Below are 23,776 nucleotides of genomic sequence, written 5' to 3'. Positions count from 1 at the left end.
GTCTCGGGCAGGGCTCCGGGTCTGGAGCGCGCCACCGCGCGGACAGCCCCCCTGTTGGGGCGGAATCCACGCAATCCGTTGTCCGGACCGGATTGTCCGCAGCGGATTGTCTGAACGTGGAACCGAATATAGTGCATATCATTTTTGTATGCAATTTTTGAATTCACTGTGCTACCATGAATCGCACAGAATAGAGCTTCGGCCATGGGCGTCCCGCCCGCACTGGCGCCCCGCCAGCCACGCCGCCGCGGCTTTCAAGCACTTCCAGCAGGAGACACGCATGGCAGCAAATCCGTCGTCGGCCACGCCGGCAGCCGCAGAGGTAGGCACGCGCATCATGGCCTGGGCCGATGCACTGGCCGTTCACACCGAGCAACCCGGCATGCTCACCCGCACCTACCTGACCGAGGCCCACCACGGCGCCGCCGCCCAGCTGACCGAATGGATGCAGCAGGCCGGCATGACGGTGCGGCGCGATGCCGCCGGCAACGTGATCGGCCGCTACGAGGGCACCACGCCCGGCGCGCCGGCGCTGCTGACCGGCTCCCACTTCGACACCGTGCGCGACGCCGGCCGCTATGACGGCAACCTCGGCGTGATCCTGCCGATCGCCTGCGTGGCCGAGTGGAACCGCCAGGGCAAGCGCTTCCCGTTCGCGCTCGAGGTGGTTGGCTTTGCCGAGGAAGAGGGCGTGCGCTTCAAGGCCACGCTGCTGGGCAGCCGCGCCATCGCCGGCACCTTCGACACCAAGGTGCTGGACAACGTCGACGACAGCGGCAAGACCATGCGCGAAGTGATGCGCGAGGCTGGCTTCGACGCGGCCGGCCTGCCTGCCGCAAAGCATGACCGCAGCAAGGTCGCCGCCTTCATCGAGGTGCATATCGAGCAGGGTCCGGTGCTGCTGAACGAGGGCCTGCCGGTCGGCGTGGTCACCGCGATCTCCGGCGCCACGCGCTTTATCGTCGAGCTGGAAGGCCTGGCCGGCCACGCCGGCACGGTGCCGATGGACATGCGCCGCGATGCCGCCATGGCCGGTGCCGAAATCGGCCTGTTCATCGAGAAGCGCTGCGGCGGCAAGCCGGGCCTGGTCGGCACCGTCGGCCAGTTCAACGTGCCCAATGGCGCCACCAACGTGGTGCCGGGCCATGCGGTGTTCTCCATCGACATTCGCTCGGGCATCGACGCCGAGCGCGAGGCCGCCGTCAACGACGTGCTGGCCGAGATCGAGCGCGTGTGCGCGCGCCGCAATGTACGCGCGCAGGTGCGCAAGACCCACGAGGCGAACAGCGTGCCGTGCGCCCCGTGGCTGCAAGAGCAATGGGCCGCCGCCATCGCCCGCCAGGGCGTGCCGGTGCGCCATCTGCCGTCCGGTGCCGGCCATGACTCCATGGCCATCGCCGCCATCGCCGATGTCGCCATGCTGTTCGTGCGCTGCGGCAACGGCGGCATCAGCCACCATCCCACCGAAACCATGACCGCCGAGGATGCAGCACTGTCCGCGCGCGTGTTCAGCGATTTCGTCGAGCATTTCCGGCTGCAGCAGTAAGCCAGCGCCCGGAAACCCACCCGAACCCTCCTGAGAAGCTACGAGAACAAGTCATGACCGCACGAGACAGTATGAATCCCATCGAAACCACGCTGACGCAGTTCATCGACCAGCACCGCCCGCAGCAGGAAGCCTTCCTGGCCGAGCTGGTCAAGGTGCCTTCGGACAACCCGGCCGGCGATTGCGATGCCCACGGCAAGCGCGCCAAGGAACTGCTGGAGGGCCTGGGCTTCACGGTGGAGGCGCACAAGGTGCCTGACGCGCAGGTGAAGGCCGCCGGCATGATCAGCGCCACCAACCTGATCGTGCGCAAGCAGTTCGGCACGGGCGGCCCGGTCATCGCCATGAACGCCCACGGCGACGTGGTGCCTCCAGGCCTGGGCTGGACCAAGGACCCGTACGGCGGCGAGATTGCCGACAGCGAGCACGGCCCGGTCATGTACGGCCGCGGCGTGGCCGTGTCCAAGTCTGACTTCGCCACCTACACCTACGCCGTGCTGGCGCTGATGGAGGCCGAGAAGCAGGGCGCCAAGATCAACGGCGCGGTCGAGCTGCAGTTCACCTATGACGAGGAAACCGGCGGCGATATCGGTCCCAAGTTCCTGCTCGACAACAACCTGAGCAAGGCCGACTACGCCATCTCTGCCGGTTTCTCGTACGGCATCACCTCGTCGCACAACGGCTGCCTGCACGTCGAAGTGACGGTCAAGGGCAAGCAGGGCCACGCCGCCATGCCGCACACCGGCGTCGACGCAATCGAGGCCGCCACCCATATCCTGCAGGCCATCTACGGCCTGCGCGCCGAACTGGCCACGCGCAAGTCGAAGGTGCCTGGCATCGACACCGCCACGCTGAACGTCGGCCTGATCAAGGGCGGCATCAACACCAACGTGGTGCCGGACCTGGTGACCTTCCGCGTCGACCGCCGCATGATCCCGGAGGAAATCGGCTTCGACGCCGAAGGCGAGATCCGTGCCGTGGTCGAGAAGGCCGCCAGGGACCGCCCGGGCATCGAAGTGAAGGTCGAGCGCATCATCCTGGCCGAGCCGCTGTCGGAACTGCCGGGCGTGGAAAAGCTGATCGGCGCGCTGAAGAGCCGTGCCGAGTCGGTGTTCGGCGTGGAAATCCCGGTGCAGGGCGTGCCGCTCTACACCGACGCCCGCCACTACACCAAGCGCGGCATCCCGACCGTGCTGTACGGTGCCGGCCCGCGTACCCTGATGGAAGCGCGCGGCCATAACTCGGACGAGAACCTGCGCCTGAACGACCTGAACCGCGCGACCAAGGTGGTGGCGCTGGCGTTGTCGGATCTGATGAAGTAAGCGGGGAAGGCATCTCCGCGCCGGTGACAGATCGGCGACAGAAACGCCACGGCTTCGGCCGTGGCGTTTTTTTTATAAGCGCTTGCGCCTACTCCGGCAGCGTATTCGCCCCCGTCCCTAACACCCGCTGCATCAATACCGTATCGATCCACTGCCCATGCGACCACCGCTGTGTTGGCGAGGCCCTGGGACAGGCGCTGCTCGCCGAGCTGGTGGCGCGATGCGAAACCGGCCCGTGGCGCCAGATGGATGGACTTAGGGCAACGCGGATGTGTGCCGGGCACTTGTTCCGTTGCACCTGCGCGCGGCCCGATGTGTTGTATATAGTGCCGTTGGATTTGCACCGCATTAGTGCCACCGCCCCGAGGCGGGGCGCACATCAACAAGAAAGGACCACCTGCCATGATCACGATCTACCACAACCCCCGCTGCTCCAAGTCGCGCGAGACGCTTGCCATGGTCGAGGAAGCCGCCGGGCGCCTGGGCGAGCCGGTGGAAATCGTCGAGTACCTGAAGAACCCGCCATCGGTGGCGACGCTGCGCCAGCTCAACACCATGCTGGGCGTGCCGGTGCGCGAGATGATCCGCGACAACGAGGCGCCGTACGCGGAGCTGGGCCTGGCCGACCCGGGCCTGACCGATGCCGAGCTGCTGGCCGCCGTGGCCGATAACCCGATCCTGCTGCAGCGCCCGGTGGTCGTTCGCAACCGCCGCGCCGCGATCGGCCGCCCGCCCGAGAACGTGGCGCCGCTGCTGGCCTGAGGCGGACGCCGGAATAAAACCGGCCCCCACGAAGGGTGGGGGCCGGCCGGTCTGCGAGACAAACAGCTTCAGGCGGGTCGTCTTAATGAACACCCAGCCAGTGCATGGCCTCCTGACCGAAAGCAATGGCCGCGAGCACGACCAGCAGTACCACCAGTGTCACCGTACTGACGTACAGGGTGGCCTTGGCGACTTCGGCGTCTTCATCCGAGGTGTGGTGATGGGTGATGGGCGTTACGCCCTTCGCGTGCGATCCATGCGGCCAGTGAATCCGGCCGGCCAGGTCTCTCAAGTGCAGGTCGGTAGGAAAACGCATGATCGACACCTCCTCGGCAGGCGCCGCGCGGCTCCGGGCACATCGGTCAGGCGGATGATGGCGGGTTGCGCAAGTGCGCCGAATAGTCAGTTGGCTCGTTTCGCCCGGTGCGCCACATCCACTTCTACTATAGGCGGTTGGCGACGGATGCGAGCCTTCGGCCTGCAAGGGGCGTGCCGCGGTTCATGCTGCCCTGCAGCAGCGGATCAGGGCTCTGGATCAGCTTGTGAGGACTCGCTTGCCTCGTTGTCCACAGCCGGCGCCAGGCTTGCCAGTGCCGCTTCCCGTTCGCGCAGCGTTGCCAGCATGTTGCAGAACAGCGCGCCTTGTTCCAGCGCATCGTCCAGCGCCACGTGGGTGTGGGGCAGCGGATCCATCCATTCCGCCGGGAACGCCGCTTTCACGGTCTTGCGATAAGGCCGCCCGGTCAGCGCAAAGCCCAGGGTCTTGATGTCCAGCGCGGCCCAGCCGAACGGCGAGCGCCCGGCAAAGCGCATCATGTACCAGAACATCCAGGTGAAATCGAAGCCGGCCGGGAAGGCCACGAAGACCGGCTTGCCCGGCAGGCTCTCGACCCACTCCACATAGCGCACCATCGCATCTTCCGGGCGCTGCAGGTCGCGCCGGCAGGCGCTCCAGGCCTCAGGCTGGGTTTGCCACCACTGCATCTGCACGGGGTGGCCGGCCGCGCCAGGGAGCGTCTCCAGGTTCGCCGAGAACGTGCCGATCACGGACTTGTCCGCCAGCATGGCCGCGGACGCGAACGACAGCATCGAATGCGGGCCCGGAATCGGGCCGTCGGCCTCGACGTCGGTGCTGACGTAGATTTCCGGCCGGGTGTCTGGCAGCTGTCGCTTGGCCATGGCCTCAGCCCACGTCGATCAGGTGGTCGGCCACGAAGGGGTTGTTGCGGCGCTCCTCGCCGAAGGTCGAAACCGGGCCGTGGCCGGGAACGAAGGTCACATCCTCGCCCAGCGGCCATAGCCGCGTGCGGATCGAGCGGATCAGGTCGGCATGGTTGCCGCGCGGGAAATCGGTGCGGCCGATCGAGCCGGCGAACAGCACGTCGCCCACCACCGCGAGCTTGTTGGCGCGCGAGAAGAACACCACGTGGCCGGGCGTGTGGCCCGGACAGTGGTAGACCTCCAGCGTTTCATTGCCGAACTGCACGGTGTCGCCGTTTTCAAGCCAGCGGTCCGGCTCGAAGCTTTCGGCATGGCCGAAGCCGAAGCGCCGCGTCTGCTCGGGCAGTTGCTCGATCCAGAAGCGTTCATCCTGCTGCGGCCCTTCGATGGGAATGCCGAATTCGCGCGCCAGCGCCGCGGCGCCGGCGCAGTGGTCGACGTGGCCGTGCGTCAGGAAGATCTTCTGCAGCGTGACCCCTTGCTCCCGGACCGCTTCGCGGACGCGTTCGAGGTCGCCGCCCGGGTCGCAGACGGCGGCTGTGCCGGTGCTTTCGTCGATCAGCAGCGAGCAGTTCTGCTGGAAAGGGGTGACCGGGATAAGGAGGACTTTCATCAGTTGATATTTGTGATCGATACGGCATTCGAAATAGGCGCCGCATCCGCCGCGACAGCGTTGGAAAACCGCGCGGCATTCATGCTTTGCATTGTAGCGCCGGGCGATAAATTGTTGCGGCGCATATCCATATGTGATTTTTAAGCCTCTCTGTTACAAATTTCCGGATCGCCCGCAATCCCTTGTCACACCGTCGATCGCGGGCAAGATCGCCCTCGTTCGTGCGAGATCGAACAGATTTCGTAACAAAATGAAAGAGATAGTCAGCAGTAGTGAATGCTAGACTCGCGCCCATGCTTAATTTGACCGCCCTCACCAAGCGCTGGCAACGGCTGGCCAAGCTCGGGACATGCACTGCATGCGCCCTGGTGCTGGCCGCTTGTGCCACGCCCCCCGGGGGCGACAATGCGGACGTCGCCGATACGTCGAACGCGGTGCCCACGCGCGGCGCGAAGAACGCCGGCAAGGCCGCCCGCAACGACGCGGACAAGAGCGCCCGCGCATCGTCCGAAGGCGGTAGCTGGAACCTGTTCGGCTACGACCGGGAAGAAGGGCGCAGCGGCAGCTCGCTCGACGGCCTGCGCGCGGACATCGGCACGTTCGAGCAGCGCGGCGTCGCTTCGTGGTACGGCAAGGGCTTCCACGGCCGCAAGACCGCCAATGGCGAGCGCTTCGACATGCGCGCCATGACCGCCGCGCATCCGTCGCTGCCGCTCGACAGCTGGGTGCTGGTGCGCAACCTGCGCAACGACAAGGTTGCGGTGCTGCGCATCAACGACCGCGGTCCGTACCACGGCAACCGCGTGCTGGACGTCTCCTACGGCGCCGCGCGCCGGCTTGGCTTCGTCGAGCGCGGCGCCGTCAACGTCGAAATCCGCCGCCTGACGCGCACCGAAGTCGCGGCGCTGGGCCCGCAGTTCGATACCGGCGGCACTGAAGCCGGCGATGGCAGTGGCGACGACGATGTCTCCGTGCCCGAACTCGCCAACTCGCTGGCGCCCGCCAAGGCGCGCAAGGCAACCAAGGCCAGCGGCAAGCCGGTCAAGCGCAAGCGCCGCTGAGACCGGCAGCGCCCGATGCATGCCACCGCGCGCTGACACCTCTCCGTTACTTTCCCCGCACCGGCCCGGCGTCGTCGCCCGGGCGTCCTCAGGGGCAACCTCAGTCCCCGCTATTGCCGGAACGTTGCGCCAGTGCCAGCTGGTAGAGCGCGTTGGTGCTCGCCCCGGTGATCGCTGCCGCCAGCTTGGCGGCGCGCTTGGCCGGCAGTTCCGCCAGCAACAGCCCCAGCACGCGCTGCGCCTCGGCATCGGGCGCCCCGTCCGCGGCCGCGTCGCCGCCGGCGCCTTCCACCACCAGCACGAATTCACCCTTGGCCCGGTTCGGGTCGGCCGCCAGCCATGCCGGTGCCTGCGCCGCCGTCACCACCGCGATGTCCTCGAACAGCTTGGTCAGCTCGCGCCCGACCAGCACCCGGCGCTCGCCCGGCAGGCCGGCGGCGAGCGCGGCCAGCGTGTCGGCAATGCGGTGCGGCGCCTCGTAGCAGATCCAGGCGTGGTCGAGCGCGGCGAGCCGTGCGATGGCCTCGCCGCGCGCCTTGGGCTTGCTCGGCAGGAAGCCGACAAAGGTGAAGCGGCCATCGCCGGTATCGAGCATGTCGCCCGCCACCGACAGCGCGGCCACCGCCGCGCTGGGGCCGGGCAGCGGCACCACCGCGTGCCCGGCGGCGCGCACCGCCTCGACCAGCCTTGCGCCCGGATCCGATATGCCCGGCGTGCCGGCGTCCGAGACATAGGCGATACGCTCGCCAGCGGCCAGCCGCGCGGCGATGCGGCCGGCAGCCTCGCGCTCGTTGTGCTCGTGCACGGCCACCAGCGGCCGCTGCAGCCCCACGCGCGACAGCAGCTGGGCGGTATTGCGGGTGTCTTCGCAGGCCACCGCGTCGGCCAGGCCGAGCACATGCAGCGCCCGCAGCGACAGGTCCGCGACATTGCCGATGGGCGTGGCCACGACATACAGCGTGCCGCCCGGGTACGACTGGCTGGCCGCCAGCGAGATCCAGTCACTCATTGAGAACTTCCGTCGATGCCATCATTCAAATCCACCACGCAGCCGAGCAGCGCGCAGGCGCGCGGTATGCGGGCGGAGGACCGGGCGCTGGCGCACCTGCGGCGCCAGGGCCTGCAGCCCGTGGTCCGCAATTATCGCTGCAAAGGCGGCGAGATCGACCTGGTGATGCGCGCGCCGGACGGCACGCTGGTGTTCGTGGAGGTGCGCCAGCGCAGCGGACGCGGTTTCGGCGGCGCCGCGGCCAGCGTCACGCCGGCCAAGCAGCGCCGCGTGCTGCTGGCCGCGGCTCACTACCTCGCCACGCTGGCGCAGCTGCCGCCGTGCCGATTCGACGTGGTGGCGCTGGAGCCAGGGCGCCTGGAGTGGCTGCAGCACGCGTTTGACCTTGACGCCGCGCCGGCTGGTTCATAATGCGCGCTGGCGCGCGACCGGGCGTGCAACTGCCAATGAAAGGCCACAGAGCCATGAGTATTGAGAGTATCCAGCAACAATTCCTAGACAGCGCCGAGACCAAGCGACAGGCCGCGGCGGCAATGGCCCCCTATATCGACGCCGCCGTGGAACGCATGGTGGGCGCGCTGACCAGCGGCAACAAGATCCTGGCGTGCGGCAACGGCGGCTCGGCGGCCGATGCGCAGCATTTCGCCGCCGAGCTGGTCGGGCGCTTCGAGCGCGAGCGCCCGGGCCTGGCGGCGATCGCACTGACCACCGACAGCTCGATCCTGACCGCGATCGGCAACGACTATGACTTCAGCAAGGTGTTTTCCAAGCAGGTCGAGGCACTCGGCGTGCCCGGCGACATCCTGCTGGCGATTTCCACCTCGGGCAACTCGGCCAATGTGATCGCCGCGATCGAGGCGGCGCGCCAGCGCGAGATGGCCGTGATTGCGCTGACCGGCAAGGGCGGCGGCGTCATCGGCGGCCTGCTCGATGAATTCGATATCCACGTGTGCGTGCCGAGCGAGCGCACCGCGCGCATCCAGGAAGTGCACCTGCTGACGCTGCATTGCCTGTGCGACGGCATCGACGAGGCATTGCTCGGGGAAGCCTGAGCTAGCCTGTCCGCTTACTCACTTCCGCCCCCATTTCCAACATCCAGCCACAGCAAGGACCGCATGACCAACCTGCCTACTACGCCTGAAACCCGGACCAGCGCCGCCGGCGCCGGCCGTATCCTTCGCGCCACGCTGACCGCGGCGGCGGTGCTGGTTTCCGCCACCCAGCTGGCCGGCTGCTTCCCCGTGATCGCCGGCGCCGTTGGCACCGGCGTGACCATGGCCACCGACCGCCGTCCGGCCGCCACCCAGACCGTCGACCGCGGCCTGCAGATGGAAGCGGAGAGCACCATCAACTCGCGCTACAGTGGCCAGGCCCGCGTCAACGTGACCGTGTTCAACCGCAAGGTGCTTCTCACCGGCGAGGCCAGCAATGACAGCGTCAAGCAGCAGGTCGAGCAGTACGTGCGCGGCCTGCAGAATGCGCGCGTGGTGATCAACGAGCTCGAGGTGGTCAACTCGCCCGGCTTCATGACGCAGAGCCAGGACGCGTACCTGACCAGCAAGGTCAAGACGCTGCTGATGACCGCCGACGGCGTGCCGTCGAACTCGATCAAGATCACCACCGAGAAGAGCGTGGTCTATATGCTCGGCGTGGTAACCCAGCAGGAAGGCGATCGCGCCACCGACGTGGCGCGCAATGCCTCCGGCGTGACCAAGGTGGTCAAGGCGTTCGACTACGTCAATGACACCGAGCGCGCGCGCCTGGATGCGGCCTCGACCTCGCAGAACCCGTCTTACGATGGCAACGTCGGCACGCCGGCGCCGGTGCAGTCGGTGCCGGGCGTGGGCGGTCCGGTCGATGCGCCGGCCAGCACGCCCAGCCAGGTCACTACCAGCCCGGTAGATTCGCCGGCTGCCTCGCCGGTCGCCCTGCCGCCGGGCCGGAACCTGCCCTGAGCCGGCTCGCTTGCCGGCTCGCTTGCCGGCACCACGGCGCCCGCACATGCGGGCGCCGTTTTTCCATCTGAGATTTTCACCGCACACTGTCCGCACCCGATGTGATACGGTTGCCGCGCCAGCAGGCATCTCGCCGATGCCTGCGCCCGGCACCCCACACGGAGCGAGACCATGACAACCATCCCCCGGCCCGCTGTGTTCGTGCGGCTGGCACTGCTGGCCCTGGCGCTTTGCGGCGCCCAGCCCGCACTGTCGGCCGACCCCACCGGCCAGTACGTGCGCATCAATGCCGCAGGCTGCACCAGTTGCCACGGCCCGTCGGGCCGCGCGCCTGAAGGCAGCACCATCCCGTCGCTGGCAGGACGCCCGCAGGCCGAACTGGTGGCGCAGATGCAGGCGTTCCGTTCCGGAACCCGCCCGGCCACGGTGATGCACCAGATCGCCAGGGGCTACACCGACGAACAGCTCGCGGCGATCGCGGCGTGGTTCGCCAACGTGCGTTGACGGGGAGAGCGCCATGCAACGACGACATTTCCTGGGCGCCGCCGGCGCCGCGGTGCTGGGCTCGATGGGCATGCACGCGGCGAGGGCCGCGGCGCCGGCCAAGGTGGTGGTGGTCGGCGGCGGCTACGGCGGCGCCACCGCCGCGCGCTACCTGCGCGAGTGGAGCGGCAACGCCATCGAAGTCACGCTGGTCGAACCCAATCCTGCGTTCATTTCCTGCCCGCTGTCCAACCTGGTGGTCGGCGGCAGCCGGCAGCTGGCCGACATCACGCTGTCGTACGACCAGCTGGTGCGCCGCCACGGCGTCAAGCTGGTGCGCGACACCGCCGCCGCCATCGATCCCGGCAAGCGCACGGTGCGGCTGGCCGGCGGCGGCACGCTGCCGTACGATCGCCTGCTGCTGTCGCCCGGCATCGAGCTGATGAGCGATGCGCTGCCCGGCCTGAAGCGGCCCGGCGGCGACCAGGTGCTGCACGCCTGGAAGGCCGGCCCGCAGACCCTGGCGCTGCGCCGCCAGCTCGAGGCGATGCCGGACGGCGGCACCTACGCCATCACCATCCCCTTGGCGCCGTACCGCTGCCCGCCCGGCCCGTATGAGCGGGCCTGCCAGGTGGCGCACTATTTCAAGCAGCACAAGCCGCGCAGCAAGGTGCTGATCCTGGACGCCAACCCGGACATCACCTCCAAGGCCGGCCTGTTCCGCAAGGTCTGGGCCGGGCAGTACGCCGGCATGGTCGAATACCGGCCGCAGTACGACACCGTCGATGTCGACCCGGCCACGCGCACGCTCAAGTTCGAGGTGCAGGACGATGTGCGCGCGGACGTGATCAACGTACTGCCGCCGCAGCGCGCGGGCGCGATCGCGGTGGCGACCGGGCTGGCCACGGCCAACACCAAGTGGTGCGATGTCGATTTCGTTACCTTTGAGTCGCGCGCGGCGCCCAACATCCATGTGATCGGAGATGCCATCCAGATCGCGCCGCTGATGCCCAAGTCCGGCCATATGGCCAACCAGCATGGCAAGGTGGCGGCCGCGGCGATCGTGGCGCTGCTGTCGGGCCGCGCGCCGGATCCGCAGCCGCTCTATAACAACACCTGCTACAGCTTCACCTCGGACCGCGAGGCGGTGCACGTGGCGAGCGTGCACCGCTACGATGCCGCACAGAAGACCATGCTGACCGTGCCGGGCTCGGGCGGGCTGTCGGACGCGCCCAATACGCTGGAGGGGGTGTACGCGCTGTCGTGGGCCAGGAGCATCTGGTCGGAAATGCTGGGATAAGGCACTGGCAATTTCGGGCGTTGCCAGGGCGCCCATAACAAAACCGCAAGAACGTGCAATGCCGCGCGCGGGGCGGCTGGTAGGCTGGGGGTTTGATCACATCGCCAGTCGCCATCCCGGCCGCCCCCGCCATGCAAGCCAGAGACCGTCTCCTCGCCCTCGCCATCGTCTGCGTCTGGGGTGTCAACTTTGTCGTCATCAAGGTAGGGCTGGCGGGCGTGCCGCCGATGCTGCTCGGCGCGCTCCGTTTCCTGCTGGTGGTCTTCCCCGCCATCTTCTTCGTGCCGCGCCCGCGCGTGCCGTGGCGCCTGCTGCTGGCGTACGGCGTGACCATCAGCCTGGGCCAGTTCGCTTTCCTGTTCTACGCGATGGCGGTCGGCATGCCGGCCGGCCTGGCATCGCTGGTGCTCCAGTCGCAGGCGTTCTTCACGCTGGCCATCGCCGCGCTGTGGCTGGGCGAGCCGGTGCGCTGGCACAACATTGCCGGCATGGCGGTGGCCGCCGCCGGGCTGGCGCTGATCGGCTCGGGCGCTGCCGCCAGCGCCGGCGGCATGAGCGTGGCCGGCTTCGTGCTGACGCTGTGCGCGGCGTTCTGCTGGGCCAGCGGCAATATCGTCAGCAAGAAGATCGGGCCGGTCGACCTGCTGGGCCTGGTGATCTGGGGCGCGCTGGTGCCGATCGTGCCATTCGCGCTGCTGTCGCTGTGGGTGGAGGGGCCGGCGCGCATCGTGGCGAGCGTCACGCATGTGTCGGCCATGGGCGTGTTCGCCGTGGCGTACCTGGCCTTTGCCGCCACCGTGTTCGGCTACACCATGTGGGGCCGGCTGCTGACGCGCTATCCCGCCAGCCAGGTGGCGCCGCTGACGCTGCTGGTGCCGGTGGTGGGGCTGCTGTCGGCGCATGTGCTGCTGGGCGAAGACCTGTCGCCGGCGCAATGGGCGGGCGCGGCCGTGGTCATGGCGGGGCTGCTGCTCAATGTGTTCGGCCAGCGGCTGTGGGCGGGCCGGGTACTGCTGCGCCGATAGGCCACCACGAGGCCACCACGTGGCCATCCTCCGGTCCACCACCGGGAGTCACCGCTGGCAAACCATGATTGGTGCCGCGCAGCCATGCCCGGCACAATCATGCTGTTCTGCATCATTGGGTAAACACTATATGCGCACTCACGCATATACGAATATATTGGACGGCATGGAAGAGCTGGATCGCGTTTTCGAGAAGGTGTCGGGCTACTTCAGCCTGCTGGCGGAGCCGACGCGGCTGAAGATCCTGCACGCCTTGTGCGATGGCGAGAAGCCGGTCACCACGGTGGTCGAGACGGTGGGTTCGTCGCAGACCAACGTGTCGCGGCATCTCAACGCGATGTACCGCTCGGGCGTGCTGTCGCGCCGCAAGGAAGCCAACCTGGTCTTCTACGCGATTGCGGACGAAAGCGTGATCGAGCTGTGCCGCACCGTGTGTGTGCAGGTGGCCAGCCGGCTGGAGGACAACGCCTTGCCCTCCGGCGCGGTCGACCGCTTCATGGCGCAGCCCGAGGCCGCGCCCGCGCGCAGGCGCCGGGCGGCAGGCTGAGCGCGATCCGGCTCTTCCGGACCATCGATCGCTGTCGCGCAAGGCGCGCGGCGGCACGAATAACAGGCGGCGCGCCCCGCAGGCGCAAGCTGCCGGAGGAGACGGCATTGCAGGAACGGAACCGGCCCGGGCGCATCGTGCCCGCGCCCGAGCACTTCGTCAGCGCATCGCTGCAGCAGGACATCGGCCGGCACGGCCTGGACGCGCCGCGGCGCGACTTCCTGCGCAAGAGCTTCCTCGGCGCCGCGGCCGGCATCGCCGCCGCCACCGCCGGCCGGCACGCGCTGGCTGCGGACGGCGATCCCGCCATCCTGGAGCCCCAGCCCTGGGCCACGTCCCTTGGCCAGCCGGTCGCGGCCCGGCCCTATGGCCAGCCCTCGGTCCATGAGAAAAACCTGATCCGGCGCGAGTCGCCGGGCCTGACGCGCGTGTCGGCGGCATCAGTCGCGTTCGCGCCGCTGCAGGGCTTCTTCGGCATCATCACCCCCAACGGCCTGCATTTCGAGCGCCACCACCAGGGCTGGCACGATATCGACCCGGCCCGCCACCGCCTGATGATCAACGGCCTGGTGCGCACGCCGCGCGTCTACACCATGGACGACCTGATGCGCCTGCCGGCGGTGTCGCGCATGCATTTCATCGAGTGCGGCGCCAATACGGGCATGGAGTGGGGCAACGTGGCCGTGCCGACGGTGCAATACACGCACGGCATGCTGTCGTGCTGCGAGTTCACCGGGGTGCCGCTGCGCGTGCTGCTGGACGACGCCGGCGCCGACCTGCGCCGCGGCCGCTACCTGCTGGCCGAGGGCGGCGACGGTTCGTCGATGACGCGCACCATCCCGATGGAGCTGGCCGACGAGATCATCGTCGCCTGGGGCATGAACGGCGAGATGCTGCGCCCCGAGAACGGCTACCCGCTGCGGCTGGTGGTGCCGGGCGTGCAGGGCGTGTCGTGGGTCAAGTGGCTGCGCCGGCTGGAACTGGGCGACCAGCCGTGGAACGCCAAGGACGAGACCATCCACTACGTGGACATGATGCCGGACGGCAAACTGCGCCAGTACAGCTCGATCCAGGAGTGCAAGTCGGTGATCACCACGCCGTCGGGCGGCCAGCAACTGGTGGGCAAGGGGTTCTACAACATCAGCGGGCTGGCGTGGTCGGGACGCGGGCGCATCACGCGGGTCGATGTCTCGGCCGACGGCGGCCGCAACTGGCGCACCGCGCGGCTGGAATCGCCGGTGCTGTCCAAGTGCCTGACGCGCTTTAACCTCGACTGGGTCTGGGACGGCAGCGCCGCGATCCTGCAAAGCCGCGCCATCGACGAGACCGGCTACGTGCAACCGAAGATGGCCCAGTTGCGCGCCGTGCGCGGCACGCGCTCGATCTATCACAACAACGCCATCCAGAGCTGGCGGGTGGCGGCAGGCGGGGAGGTGTCCAATGTCCACGCGGGCTGAACGCGGCGCCGCCATGCTGGCGCTGGCTGCGGCCTGCGTGGCGCCATCCTGGGCCGCCGGCACGGCCGATGCTCGTGCGGCAATTGGCCGCGCCGCCACCCCGGCCGAAGTGGCCGCCTGGGATATCGACGTGCGCCCGGACTTCAAGGGCCTGCCCAAAGGCAGCGGCACCGTGGCGCAGGGGCAGCAGGTGTGGGACGGCAAGTGCGCCTCGTGCCACGGCGATTTCGGCGAGTCCAACGAGGTCTTCACGCCGCTCGTGGGCGGCACCACGGCCGAGGACATCAAGCGCGGCCGGGTCGCCGCCATGACCGGCAACCAGCCGTATCGCACCACGCTGATGAAGGTAAGCACGCTCAGCACGCTGTGGGACTACATTCACCGCGCCATGCCGTGGAACGCACCCAAGAGCCTGTCCGCCGACGAGGTCTATGCCGTCACCGCCTACCTGCTGAACCTGGGCGAGATCGTGCCGGCCGACTTCACGCTGTCGGACGCCAATATCGCGGCCGTGCAGCGACGCATGCCCAACCGCGACGGCATGACCACCGACCATGGCCTGTGGCCCGGCCGCGGCCGCCCGGACACGCGCAATACCGCCTGCATGAAGGATTGCTCCGGGCAGGTTTCGATCGCTTCGGCGATGCCTGACTATGCCCGCGACGCCCACGGCGAGCTGGCGCAGCAGCAGCGCGCCTTTGGCCCGGTACGCGGCGTGGCGGCAAGCGCGGCCGCGCCTTCGAATGCCGCATCCGCCGCTTCAGCGCCCGCGCCGGCCGGCGCCAGGCTGGCCAGCCAGTACCAGTGCGTGGCCTGCCATGCAATGGACCGGAAGCTGGTCGGCCCGTCGTTCGCGGACATCGCCGGCAAGTACAAGGGCCAGGACGCGCACGCCGCGCTGGCCAAAAAGGTCAAGGCCGGCGGGCAGGGCGCGTGGGGCAGCGTGCCGATGCCGCCGCAGCCGCAGATCCCCGATTCGGACGTCCATGCCATGGTGGGGTGGATTCTTGAGGCAAAATAGCGGGCTGGCCGCCGCAGTGCCCCCGAGGCGGCGGCCGGTGTATGCCGCGAAGCAGCTTGCAGTACGTGCCGAGCGGCCCTTGCCGTCCCCACGGCTTTACAGAGCTTGGAGAGCTTAACAATGAAGCAGTTTGTCATCGCAGCGCTGATGCTGGGCGCCGCCGCATCGGCTCACGCGGTCGATGCCGCCAAGGCACAGGAGATCGCCAACAAGAACGCCTGCATGGGTTGCCACCAGGTCGACAAGAAGCTGGTCGGTCCTTCCTACAAGGAAGTCGCCGCCAAGTACAAGGGCGACAAGAACGCCCTCGCGACGCTGAGCAAGAAGGTCAAGAGCGGTGGTTCGGGCGTCTGGGGCCCGGTGCCGATGCCGGCCAACGCCGCCATCAGCGACGCCGACCTGAAGACCGTGGTCGAGTGGGTGCTCGCAGGCGCGCCCGCCAAGTAAAGCCTGACCGCCCCCAGGGGGCAGTCCGCCGATGCAACGGGCCGGACGGCGCAAGCCGACCCGACCTGCACAGATCCAGCGGCCGGCAATGTACCGGCCGCGAGCAGGACACACGTAGTACGAGCAGGGCACAAGCTGGACAGAACACCAACGAGTACCGCCAAAGCGGTCACGCGAACCGATTGGGACGGAGTAGCCGGAGAGCAAGAACATGAATTCCAAACGACGAGAAGTGCTGCGGGTCACCGCTGTCCTGTCGCTGATGGCCGCCACCGGCCTGATCAGCGAAGCGCAGGCGGCCGAGTGGAACAAGACCGCCTTTGACGGCAAGAGCGTTGCCGACGTGATCAAGGCGCTCGGCGGCAGCGGCACCGAGAAAAGCACCGCCATCACCTTCAACGCCCCCGACATCGCCGAGAACGGCGCCGTGGTGCCGGTGGCCGTGACGAGCACCATCCCGGATACCGAGCAGATCGCGATCCTGGTGGAAAAGAACCCCAATACCCTGGCCGCCGACTTCATTATCCCGGCCGGCACCGAGCCGTTCGTCTCCACGCGCGTGAAGATGGGCCAGACCTCGGTGGTGCACGCCGCGGTCAAGGCCGGCGGCAAGTGGTACGTGGCATCGAAGGAAATCAAGGTCACGCTGGGCGGTTGCGGCGGCTGACGCCGACACTCGCCCCGTTACCGAGATTCCCGCCAACTGCAACCGGAGAAACACATGGCAGACCCGATGCGCGTACGCGCCACCGAGAACGGCGGCGTGGTTGATGTAAAGATCCTGATGAAGCACGACATGGAGACCGGCCAGCGCAAGGACGCGTCCGGCAAGGTCATCCCGGCCTGGCATATCCAGACCGTGACCGCCCAGTGCAAGGGCAAGGAAGTGTTCCGCGCCCAGTTCGGGCCGGCGGTGTCCAAGGACCCGTTCCTGAACTTCAAGTTCAAGGGCGGCGCCAAGGGCGACAAGGTCGCGGTGACCTGGATCGACAACAAGGGCGACAAGCGCACCGACGAAGCGACCATCGCCTGAGGCCGACCGATGCCGGCATGTTGCCGGCACGCCGCGTCGTCCTCTGCTAAGGTTCGGGGCGGAATGCCGGGACGGACCCGGCCGGAAGGAGCATTATGCGGCGAGCATTTATTCGAGCATCGGCGGCGCTGGCAGCCATCGGCCTGGCGGCCAAGGCCTCTGCACAGTCCGGCCAGCCGGCGCAGGCCGGTGCCGGCAAGGGCGGGCGCGTGAAGGTGGTGTACCAGCTGTCGGAAGGCATCGACCAGGCGGTGCGCGCGATGGGCAACCTGCGCAACCACCTGAATGGCGCCCCCGGCACCAAGATCGTGGTGGTCGCGTTCGGCTATGGCATCGATTTTTTGGTCGAAGGTGCCAAGGATGCGCGCGGCAACAGCTTTGAGAGCCCGGTGGGCGCGCTGGCCGCCGAAGGCGTGGAGTTCCGCGTGTGCCGCAATACGCTGACCGCGCGCAGGATTACCGAATCGCAGCTGTTGATGGAAGCAAAGGTAGTACAGGCCGGCGTGGTCGAGATCGCCCGCCTGCAAGCCGAGGAAGGCTACGCCTATATCAAGCCCTGAGCCGGGCTGGCGCTGCCTGACGGCAAGACAAGAGAAGAAGCTAGAAAAAGCGGCCCGTCCCGAAAGGCGCGGCCGCGAGGAGAAGCCCCATGAAACCGATCCGAAGCCTGGCCCGGCGCGCTGCGCTGGCCCTGGCCGCCACCGCGGCGGCCGCGGGCGCTGTCGCCGTGCATGCGCAGGGCAGCACCGCCGATGAAATCGCCAAGTACCGCCAGATGCTGGCCGAAGGCAATCCCGCCGAGCTGTGGGAAGCCGCCGGCGAAGAGCTGTGGAAAAAGCCGGCCGGCCCGAAGAACGCCTCGCTCGAGCAATGCGACCTGGGCAAGGGCCCGGGCGTGACCAAGGGCGCCTACGCCGAGCTGCCGCGCTACTTCAAGGACGCCAACAAGGTGATGGACCTGGAGCAGCGTCTGGCCTGGTGCCGCGTGACGCTGCAGGGTCTCACGAAAGAAGAGGCGACCAGGAACCCGTTCTCGGCCTCGGGCAAGCCGTCCGACATCGAACGCCTGGTTGCGTATCTGACCGGCGAATCGCGCGGCGCGAAGATGAACGTGCAACTCAACCATCCGGAAGAGAAGCGCACCTACGCCCTCGGCCAGAAGATGTTCTTCTACCGCGGCGGCGCCTATGACTTTGCCTGCGCCACCTGCCACGCGGTCGACGGGCAGCGCATCCGCCTGCAGGACCTGCCCAACCTGCTCACCGACAAGGGCGCGCAGGCGGCCTACACCACGTGGCCCGCCTACCGCGTGTCGCAGGGCGAGGTTCGCTCGATGCAGCACCGCCTGTACGACTGCCTGCGCCAGCAACGCTTTCCCGAACCCGCCTATGGCTCGGACGTGATCACCGCGCTGACCATGTTCCTGGCGAAGAACGCCAACGGCGGCACCTACGATGGCCCGGCGATGAAGCGCTGACCAGTACGGGAGAGACGACATGCAACGACAATACAAGGCACTCGCCATCGCCGCGCTGGCTACCCTGGTGGCAACCGGCGCGCAGGCGCAGGACAACACCAGGGCCCGTCCCGCCAAGACAAAGCCCGCTGCCGTCAGCAGCGCCGACATGAAGCACCTGATCGAGGACTCGTTCTCCTCCAGGGGTCCCGCTACCGTGGAAGGCGTTTTGAACCAGGACGCCATGCAGCAGGCCTGCAGCCAGTACCCGGACCGCAGCAAGGTGCCTGGCAAGGTGGCGAAGAAGATCGAGGCCGCCGAACTCAAGCAGGTCAAATATCCCGCCGACAGCAACTGGCTCGGCGACTGGAAGGAAGGCGAGAAGGTCGCCCAGAACGGCCGCGGCATGCAGTTCACCGACCAGGTCGGCGGCACCAACGGCGGCAACTGCTACGCCTGCCACCAGATGACCAAGGCCGAGATCTCGTTCGGCAATATCGGCCCGTCGCTGTACCAGTACGGCAAGCTGCGCGGCAACTCGCAGGAAGTGGTCAAGTACACCTGGGGCAAGATCTGGGATTCGAACGCCTACTCCGCCTGCTCCAACATGCCGCGCTTCGGCCACAAGGGCATCCTGACCGAGGCCCAGATCCGCGACGTGATGGCGCTGCTGCTCGACCCGGCCTCGCCCGTCAACCAGTAAGCCCGATGCGCGCGCGTGCCGTCCTGCTGCGCTGGCTGCTGGCCGCTGGCCTGGCCTGCGCCGCCGGCGGCGCCGCCGCGCTGGAAGTGGGCGACACCGTGCGCCTGCCCGATGTGCAGACGCTCGACGGGCGCACGCTGCGCGCCGACACGCTGGCCGGCAAGCCGCTGGTGGTCGAATACTGGGCCTCGTGGTGCCCGTTCTGCGCGATGCAGAACCCGCGCCTGCAGAAGCTGTACGAGCGCACGCGCGGCACGCCGCTGCGGGTGCTGGCCATCAGCATCGACAAGGACCCGCGCGAGGCCGCTGAATACATGAAGAAGCGCGGCTACACCTTTCCCGCAGCGATGGATTCCGCCGCGCTGCAGGCCGTGTTCGGCAAGCGCAAGGGCCTGCCCGAGCTGTACGTGATCGACGCGCGCGGGCGCGTGGTGCAGAAGGAAGTGGGCGAGATGCTCGAAGACGACGTGGCCGCGCTGGAGCGTTACGCGAAGCCATAGCGATGCGATGCCGGACGCCACGCGCCCACCGGCACGCACTTATCCACAGGACGAACATGAACCGACGCGAGTTCCTGCAGGTGCTGGCCATTGCCGGCGCCGGCGGCATGACTTTCCCCCACCAGGACGCGCACGCCGCGCAGGCCGCCGAGTCGATGTACGACCTGCCGCGCTTCGGCAACGTCCACCTGCTGCATTTCACCGACTGCCACGCGCAACTGCGGCCGGTGTACTTCCGCGAACCCAGCGTCAACCTCGGCATCGGCGACTACGCCGGCAAGCCGCCGCACCTGGTCGGCGAGGCGCTGCTGCGCCACTACGGCATCCGCCCGGGTACGCCGCAGGCGCATGCGTTCACCTATCTCGATTTCAACGAGGCCGCGCGACGCTATGGCAAGGTCGGCGGGTTTGCGCACCTGGCGACGCTGGTCAAGCGGCTCAAGGCGGGCCGGCCGGGCGCGCTGCTGCTCGACGGCGGCGATACCTGGCAGGGCTCGGCCACGGCGCTGTGGACCAAGGGGCAGGACATGGTGGATGCGGCGCTGGCGCTCGGTGTCGACGTGATGACGCCGCACTGGGAAATGACGCTCGGCGCGGACCGCGTCAAGGAAATCGTCGACAAGGACTTCAAGGGCAAGGTCGCCTTCCTGGCACAGAACATCAAGACCAACGACTTCGGCGACCCGGTGTTCGATCCGTACGTGATCCGCGAGATCAACGGCGTGCCGGTGGCCATCATCGGCCAGGCCTTCCCGTACACGCCGATCGCCAACCCGCGCTATTTCGTGCCGGACTGGACCTTCGGCATCCAGGAAGAAAACCTGCAGCAGGTCATCGACGCGGCGCGCGGCAAGGGCGCGCAGGCCGTGGTGCTGCTGTCGCACAACGGCATGGACGTCGACCTGAAGCTGGCCTCGCGCGTACGCGGGCTCGACGCCATCCTCGGTGGCCACACCCATGACGGCGTTCCCGCGCCGGTGGCGGTGAAGAACGCGGGCGGCACCACGCTGGTGACCAATGCCGGCTCCAACGGCAAGTTCCTCGGCGTACTGGATTTCGACGTAAAGGGCGGCAAGGTAGCCGATTTCCGCTACCGGCTGCTGCCGGTGTTCGCCAACTACCTGCCGGCCGATCCGGCCATGGACGCGCTTATCAGGAAGGTACGGGCACCGTACGAACAGAAGCTCGGCGAAGTCCTCGCCGTCAACCGAGGCCTGCTGTACCGCCGCGGCAATTTCAACGGCACCTTCGACCAGCTGATCCTGGACGGCCTGATGCAGGTGCAGGGCGCGCAGATCGCGTTCTCGCCGGGTTTCCGCTGGGGCACCACGCTGCTGCCGGGCCAGGCCATCACCATGGAACACCTGATGGACCAGACCGCCATCACCTACCCATACACGACCGTGACGGCGATGAGCGGCGAGACCATCAAGACCATCCTCGAAGACGTGGCCGACAACCTGTTCAACCCCGACCCGTACTACCAGCAGGGCGGCGACATGGTGCGCGTCGGCGGCCTGCAGTACACCATCGATCCCACCGCCGGCATGGGCAAGCGCATCACCGACATGCGCCTGGCCGGCAAGCCGCTGGAGGCAGGCAAGACCTACAAGGTGGCGGGCTGGGCGCCGGTGGCGGAGGAAGCGCGGGAGGCCGGCGGGGCGCCGGTCTGGGACGCGATGGCGCAGTGGCTGCGCAGCACGAAGGAAGTCACGGCGCGGCCGCTGAACGAGCCCACGGTGCGTGGGATGAACGGCAACGCGGGCATCGCCGCCTGATGTTGTGCAGTATCCTCACGCCAGCCGGGGAGGATTGAAGGCCGCTGCCGAAGTAGGCTACAATCGTCCGCGACGGGCCGATAGCTCAGCTGGGAGAGCGCTGCGTTCGCAATGCAGAGGTCGGGAGTTCGATCCTCCTTCGGTCCACCAGGATTTCTTGTAAAAAAACGCACGGCATCTCACGATGCCGTGCGTTTTTTCTTTGGAGGTTCCCTAAAGGGGAACCCGGATCGGCCGTCTTTAGTTCAGCGAACTGGGGTCCTGAGCCGTCTTGCGCTGCTTGGCCTTGGCGACAGCGTAAGAGCCGACCTGCTTCTGCGTGACATAGCCGGTCTTCTTGCGGTCGATCTTGTCGAAGTTCTTCGCCACCTCGGGCATGCCGGCTTCGGCTTCCTGGCGGGTCAGCTTGCCGTCGTTGTCGGTATCGGCAGCCTTGAATTTTTCCGCGAACGCCGCCTTCATTTCCTGGGCGGTCATCGGCTTCTGTGGCTGCGCCGGTTGGGCCGGTTGCGCAGGTTGCGCCGGCTGTGCCTGCGGCTGTTGCTGGGCGCCTGCCTGCCCGGCGACGAACACGGCAGCCAACAAGGCGCCGGTCACCAGTACGCGTTTCGTCATCAAAGTCTCCTCGCTTGTGTCTTGGAATAGCCGGCCCGGTGGCCTGGCTTCCGGCCCGGGTGGCATGGGGCACTCTAGCAGCGGGGACTGTTCGGCAGAATTCAATCTTTTCTGCGGTCGATTGAATGGTTTGATGAGGGCGCGCCGCATGACGGGCACGCGCGGGGTGCGCCTGCTGCAGGCAATCGTGCTGAGTCGAAGCACTGAGTCGAAGCAGAGACGTCTGTCGTCCTAAGCCACCCGCGTCGGCCGCCTGGCCTTCATCGCCGAAGGCCGTACCTGTTGCAGCGCGCGCAGCGACTGCAGCGCGTCTTCCACGGCCTCGATGCCGTCGCGCAGTCGCGCGGTGGCATAGCCGAGCCGGCTTTGCGCATCGGCATCGGCAGTGGACAGTTGTTCCAGTGCATCGACTTCCGCCTGCATCTGGCCGACCAGGCGGCGCAGTTGCGACGTGCTGTGCGAAGCAAGTGACCGAATCGCCATCGTAGGGGCCCTCCTTGCATTGACCGGCATGCCGGTCAATGACTACGGTAAGGGCGTCGCCGGGACTTCGCCAGCGCTGTTACGAAATCGGCACGAAACAGGCGACGCAGGGCCGTCGGGGAATGCGGTGGGGCGCCGGCGTATCCTGGGCTATAGTCGCGCGATGGAATCGGAATCCGAAAAACGCTTTGGCTTCGGCCCCGGCCTGCCTGACGACGCCTCCGCCGCGACCGCGGCCGAAGCCGACGCCCGCCACCGCGCAGGCCGGCGCAGCACGCTTGTCAGCGTGGCGGTCAATATCGGGTTGACCGCGGCGCAGGGCGTCGCGGGCGTGGTAGCCGGCTCGCAGGCGCTGCTGGCCGACGCGGTGCATTCGCTGTCCGACCTGCTCTCCGACTTCGTGGTGCTGCTGGCGGCGTGGCAAAGCCGCAAGGATCCCGACGCGGACCACCAGTATGGCCACCTGCGCTTCGAAACCGCGGCGTCACTGGCGCTGGGCGCGCTGCTGCTGGCGGTCGGCGCGGGCATGCTGTGGGCCGCGGTGGGCAAGCTGCAGCACCCGGGCGGCGCCCAGCCGGTGCAGGCGCTGGCGCTGTGGGTGGCGCTGGCCACGCTGGTTTCCAAGGAACTGCTGTTCCGCTACATGCTGGCGGTGGCGCGGCGCGTGCGTTCCGGCATGCTGGTCGCCAATGCCTGGCATGCGCGCTCCGACGCGGCCTCGTCGCTGGTGGTGGCGCTGGGCATCGGCGGCAACCTGCTCGGCTACCACATGCTGGATCCGGTAGCGGCGATCGTGGTCGGGCTGATGGTGGCGCGCATGGGCCTGCGCTTTGGCTGGGATGCGCTCAACGACCTGATGGACCGCGCCGCGGACGAGGAAACCGTCGCGGCAATCGAGGCGACCCTGCTCGGCACGCCGGGCGTGCACGGCCTGCATGACCTGCGCACGCGCAAGATGGGCGATCAGGTGCTGGTCGACGTCCATCTGGAGATCGACGGCTCCCTGAGCGTGGCGCAAGGCCATGCGATCGCCGTCGAGGCACGGCGCCGCGCGCTCGAGCATCACCAGGTGCTCAACGTGATGACGCACGTCGATCCGGTATACGCCGCCTGGACCGCCGCCGCCGGCTAGGCTGCTGTGGACATCTGCGCCCGCGCCTGGGGATAACTCGCCGGACAAGCTGTGCCCCGCCTGGGGGTGCGCTGTGGGACGTATACGAACAACCGTCACGCGGTTGGCGTGCACGTATACGCAAGGGCCTGGCTATCCCGGTATACGGGTGCGCTGGCACCGTGGTTATCTTTCTTGCAAGTCCTTGAAGCAAAAGAGGAAAGGTGACTTATCCACGGGGCGGCGGCTGGTTTACCTACTACTACTATGTTTACATACGTAAACAATATAAAAACCATCGTCAAGACCGTTGCGGCGATCGCAGCGG

General features: G+C 67.7%; 28 protein-coding genes, 1 tRNA gene and 1 pseudogene. 24 read left to right on the top strand and 6 right to left on the bottom strand.

The window, feature by feature from the left end:
• Positions 1-280: 280 nt before the first annotated feature.
• From AC5WJ1_RS16285 to arsC, 4 genes and pseudogenes are all read left to right on the top strand, one after another.
• Positions 281-1,546 carry an allantoate amidohydrolase gene (locus tag AC5WJ1_RS16285; RefSeq protein ID WP_133097781.1) on the top strand — a complete coding sequence of 422 codons (1,266 nt, stop codon included), beginning with the start codon at positions 281-283 and terminating at the stop codon, positions 1,544-1,546.
• A 53-nt stretch (positions 1,547-1,599) separates the two neighbouring features.
• A complete protein-coding gene (locus AC5WJ1_RS16280) occupies positions 1,600-2,868 on the top strand; it encodes a M20/M25/M40 family metallo-hydrolase (protein ID WP_135706110.1) in 1,269 nt (422 codons plus the stop codon).
• 161 nt (positions 2,869-3,029) lie between these two features.
• Positions 3,030-3,116 (top strand): annotated as a pseudogene (locus tag AC5WJ1_RS16275) (GNAT family N-acetyltransferase); the annotation flags it as partial.
• A 154-nt stretch (positions 3,117-3,270) separates the two neighbouring features.
• Positions 3,271-3,630, top strand: coding sequence for an arsenate reductase (glutaredoxin) (arsC, locus tag AC5WJ1_RS16270; protein ID WP_133097779.1), 360 nt, complete (start codon positions 3,271-3,273; stop codon positions 3,628-3,630).
• 82 nt (positions 3,631-3,712) lie between these two features.
• Here the strand turns inward: arsC and AC5WJ1_RS16265 are convergent, their stop codons facing one another.
• From AC5WJ1_RS16265 to AC5WJ1_RS16255, 3 genes are all read right to left on the bottom strand, one after another.
• A complete protein-coding gene (locus AC5WJ1_RS16265) occupies positions 3,713-3,946 on the bottom strand; it encodes a hypothetical protein (protein ID WP_133097778.1) in 234 nt (77 codons plus the stop codon).
• 206 nt (positions 3,947-4,152) lie between these two features.
• Positions 4,153-4,809, bottom strand: a complete 657-nt coding sequence (locus AC5WJ1_RS16260; RefSeq protein WP_135706109.1) for an exonuclease — start codon at positions 4,807-4,809, stop codon at positions 4,153-4,155.
• Between the two features lie 4 nt (positions 4,810-4,813).
• Positions 4,814-5,464, bottom strand: coding sequence for an MBL fold metallo-hydrolase (locus AC5WJ1_RS16255; protein WP_135706108.1), 651 nt, complete (start codon positions 5,462-5,464; stop codon positions 4,814-4,816).
• A gap of 293 nt (positions 5,465-5,757) precedes the next feature.
• On the opposite strand from AC5WJ1_RS16255, the gene AC5WJ1_RS16250 reads away from it, so the two are divergent.
• Positions 5,758-6,525: a septal ring lytic transglycosylase RlpA family protein gene (locus AC5WJ1_RS16250; protein ID WP_135706107.1), complete on the top strand. Its 768-nt coding sequence runs from the start codon at positions 5,758-5,760 to the stop codon at positions 6,523-6,525.
• Positions 6,526-6,625: 100 nt separating this feature from the next.
• Here AC5WJ1_RS16250 and rsmI read toward each other — a convergent pair whose 3' ends face one another.
• Positions 6,626-7,534 (bottom strand): 16S rRNA (cytidine(1402)-2'-O)-methyltransferase, encoded by a 909-nt coding sequence (rsmI, locus tag AC5WJ1_RS16245; protein ID WP_135706106.1) that lies wholly within the window; start codon positions 7,532-7,534, stop codon positions 6,626-6,628.
• A gap of 15 nt (positions 7,535-7,549) precedes the next feature.
• On the opposite strand from rsmI, the gene AC5WJ1_RS16240 reads away from it, so the two are divergent.
• From AC5WJ1_RS16240 to AC5WJ1_RS16155, 18 genes are all read left to right on the top strand, one after another.
• Positions 7,550-7,945: a YraN family protein gene (locus AC5WJ1_RS16240; protein WP_135706105.1), complete on the top strand. Its 396-nt coding sequence runs from the start codon at positions 7,550-7,552 to the stop codon at positions 7,943-7,945.
• Between the two features lie 53 nt (positions 7,946-7,998).
• The gene (locus tag AC5WJ1_RS16235; protein ID WP_133097772.1) at positions 7,999-8,586 is read left to right on the top strand and encodes a phosphoheptose isomerase; all 588 of its coding nucleotides are present in this window, start codon (positions 7,999-8,001) and stop codon (positions 8,584-8,586) included.
• A gap of 63 nt (positions 8,587-8,649) precedes the next feature.
• Positions 8,650-9,489 (top strand): BON domain-containing protein, encoded by an 840-nt coding sequence (locus AC5WJ1_RS16230; protein WP_133097771.1) that lies wholly within the window; start codon positions 8,650-8,652, stop codon positions 9,487-9,489.
• Positions 9,490-9,660: 171 nt separating this feature from the next.
• Positions 9,661-9,993 carry a c-type cytochrome gene (locus AC5WJ1_RS16225; protein ID WP_195427163.1) on the top strand — a complete coding sequence of 111 codons (333 nt, stop codon included), beginning with the start codon at positions 9,661-9,663 and terminating at the stop codon, positions 9,991-9,993.
• A gap of 13 nt (positions 9,994-10,006) precedes the next feature.
• Positions 10,007-11,272: an NAD(P)/FAD-dependent oxidoreductase gene (locus AC5WJ1_RS16220; RefSeq protein WP_135706103.1), complete on the top strand. Its 1,266-nt coding sequence runs from the start codon at positions 10,007-10,009 to the stop codon at positions 11,270-11,272.
• Positions 11,273-11,403: 131 nt separating this feature from the next.
• The gene (locus tag AC5WJ1_RS16215; RefSeq protein WP_135706102.1) at positions 11,404-12,297 is read left to right on the top strand and encodes an EamA family transporter; all 894 of its coding nucleotides are present in this window, start codon (positions 11,404-11,406) and stop codon (positions 12,295-12,297) included.
• A gap of 130 nt (positions 12,298-12,427) precedes the next feature.
• Complete coding sequence (locus tag AC5WJ1_RS16210; RefSeq protein ID WP_133097767.1) at positions 12,428-12,844, top strand: ArsR/SmtB family transcription factor; 417 nt, start codon at positions 12,428-12,430, stop codon at positions 12,842-12,844.
• Positions 12,845-12,951: 107 nt separating this feature from the next.
• Positions 12,952-14,301, top strand: coding sequence for a sulfite dehydrogenase (gene soxC, locus AC5WJ1_RS16205; protein ID WP_135706101.1), 1,350 nt, complete (start codon positions 12,952-12,954; stop codon positions 14,299-14,301).
• Entirely contained in the window at positions 14,285-15,322 is a 1,038-nt protein-coding gene (locus AC5WJ1_RS16200) for a c-type cytochrome (protein ID WP_135706100.1), read from the top strand. Before soxC ends, AC5WJ1_RS16200 begins: the two co-directional genes overlap by 17 nt.
• A gap of 120 nt (positions 15,323-15,442) precedes the next feature.
• Entirely contained in the window at positions 15,443-15,769 is a 327-nt protein-coding gene (locus tag AC5WJ1_RS16195; RefSeq protein WP_018006137.1) for a c-type cytochrome, read from the top strand.
• A gap of 211 nt (positions 15,770-15,980) precedes the next feature.
• Positions 15,981-16,436 carry a thiosulfate oxidation carrier protein SoxY gene (gene soxY / locus AC5WJ1_RS16190; protein WP_063240926.1) on the top strand — a complete coding sequence of 152 codons (456 nt, stop codon included), beginning with the start codon at positions 15,981-15,983 and terminating at the stop codon, positions 16,434-16,436.
• 54 nt (positions 16,437-16,490) lie between these two features.
• Positions 16,491-16,802, top strand: a complete 312-nt coding sequence (soxZ, locus tag AC5WJ1_RS16185; RefSeq protein ID WP_116355082.1) for a thiosulfate oxidation carrier complex protein SoxZ — start codon at positions 16,491-16,493, stop codon at positions 16,800-16,802.
• A gap of 95 nt (positions 16,803-16,897) precedes the next feature.
• Entirely contained in the window at positions 16,898-17,362 is a 465-nt protein-coding gene (locus tag AC5WJ1_RS16180; protein ID WP_133097764.1) for a DsrE family protein, read from the top strand.
• 89 nt (positions 17,363-17,451) lie between these two features.
• Positions 17,452-18,279 (top strand): sulfur oxidation c-type cytochrome SoxA, encoded by an 828-nt coding sequence (soxA, locus tag AC5WJ1_RS16175; protein WP_135706099.1) that lies wholly within the window; start codon positions 17,452-17,454, stop codon positions 18,277-18,279.
• A gap of 19 nt (positions 18,280-18,298) precedes the next feature.
• Entirely contained in the window at positions 18,299-18,961 is a 663-nt protein-coding gene (gene soxX, locus AC5WJ1_RS16170; protein ID WP_133097762.1) for a sulfur oxidation c-type cytochrome SoxX, read from the top strand.
• Positions 18,962-18,966: 5 nt separating this feature from the next.
• Positions 18,967-19,461 carry a TlpA disulfide reductase family protein gene (locus AC5WJ1_RS16165; protein ID WP_133097761.1) on the top strand — a complete coding sequence of 165 codons (495 nt, stop codon included), beginning with the start codon at positions 18,967-18,969 and terminating at the stop codon, positions 19,459-19,461.
• A 56-nt stretch (positions 19,462-19,517) separates the two neighbouring features.
• Positions 19,518-21,239, top strand: a complete 1,722-nt coding sequence (gene soxB, locus AC5WJ1_RS16160; protein ID WP_135706098.1) for a thiosulfohydrolase SoxB — start codon at positions 19,518-19,520, stop codon at positions 21,237-21,239.
• Positions 21,240-21,313: 74 nt separating this feature from the next.
• Positions 21,314-21,389, top strand: a tRNA-Ala gene (locus AC5WJ1_RS16155).
• 90 nt (positions 21,390-21,479) lie between these two features.
• On the opposite strand, the gene AC5WJ1_RS16150 is transcribed toward AC5WJ1_RS16155, so the two are convergent.
• Together AC5WJ1_RS16150 and AC5WJ1_RS16145 are read right to left on the bottom strand one after the other, a co-directional pair.
• Positions 21,480-21,854: a calcium-binding protein gene (locus AC5WJ1_RS16150; protein ID WP_135706097.1), complete on the bottom strand. Its 375-nt coding sequence runs from the start codon at positions 21,852-21,854 to the stop codon at positions 21,480-21,482.
• Between the two features lie 231 nt (positions 21,855-22,085).
• Positions 22,086-22,337 (bottom strand): hypothetical protein, encoded by a 252-nt coding sequence (locus tag AC5WJ1_RS16145; protein ID WP_133097758.1) that lies wholly within the window; start codon positions 22,335-22,337, stop codon positions 22,086-22,088.
• A gap of 163 nt (positions 22,338-22,500) precedes the next feature.
• Between AC5WJ1_RS16145 and AC5WJ1_RS16140 the strand changes: the two genes are divergently transcribed.
• The gene (locus AC5WJ1_RS16140) at positions 22,501-23,469 is read left to right on the top strand and encodes a cation diffusion facilitator family transporter (RefSeq protein ID WP_494476215.1); all 969 of its coding nucleotides are present in this window, start codon (positions 22,501-22,503) and stop codon (positions 23,467-23,469) included.
• Positions 23,470-23,776: the final 307 nt, after the last annotated feature.

This window comes from Cupriavidus sp. MEYA8, from assembly GCF_059278825.1.
The sequence above is the reverse complement of the archived record's forward strand: the minus strand, read 5'-3'. Positions and strand labels throughout refer to the sequence as shown.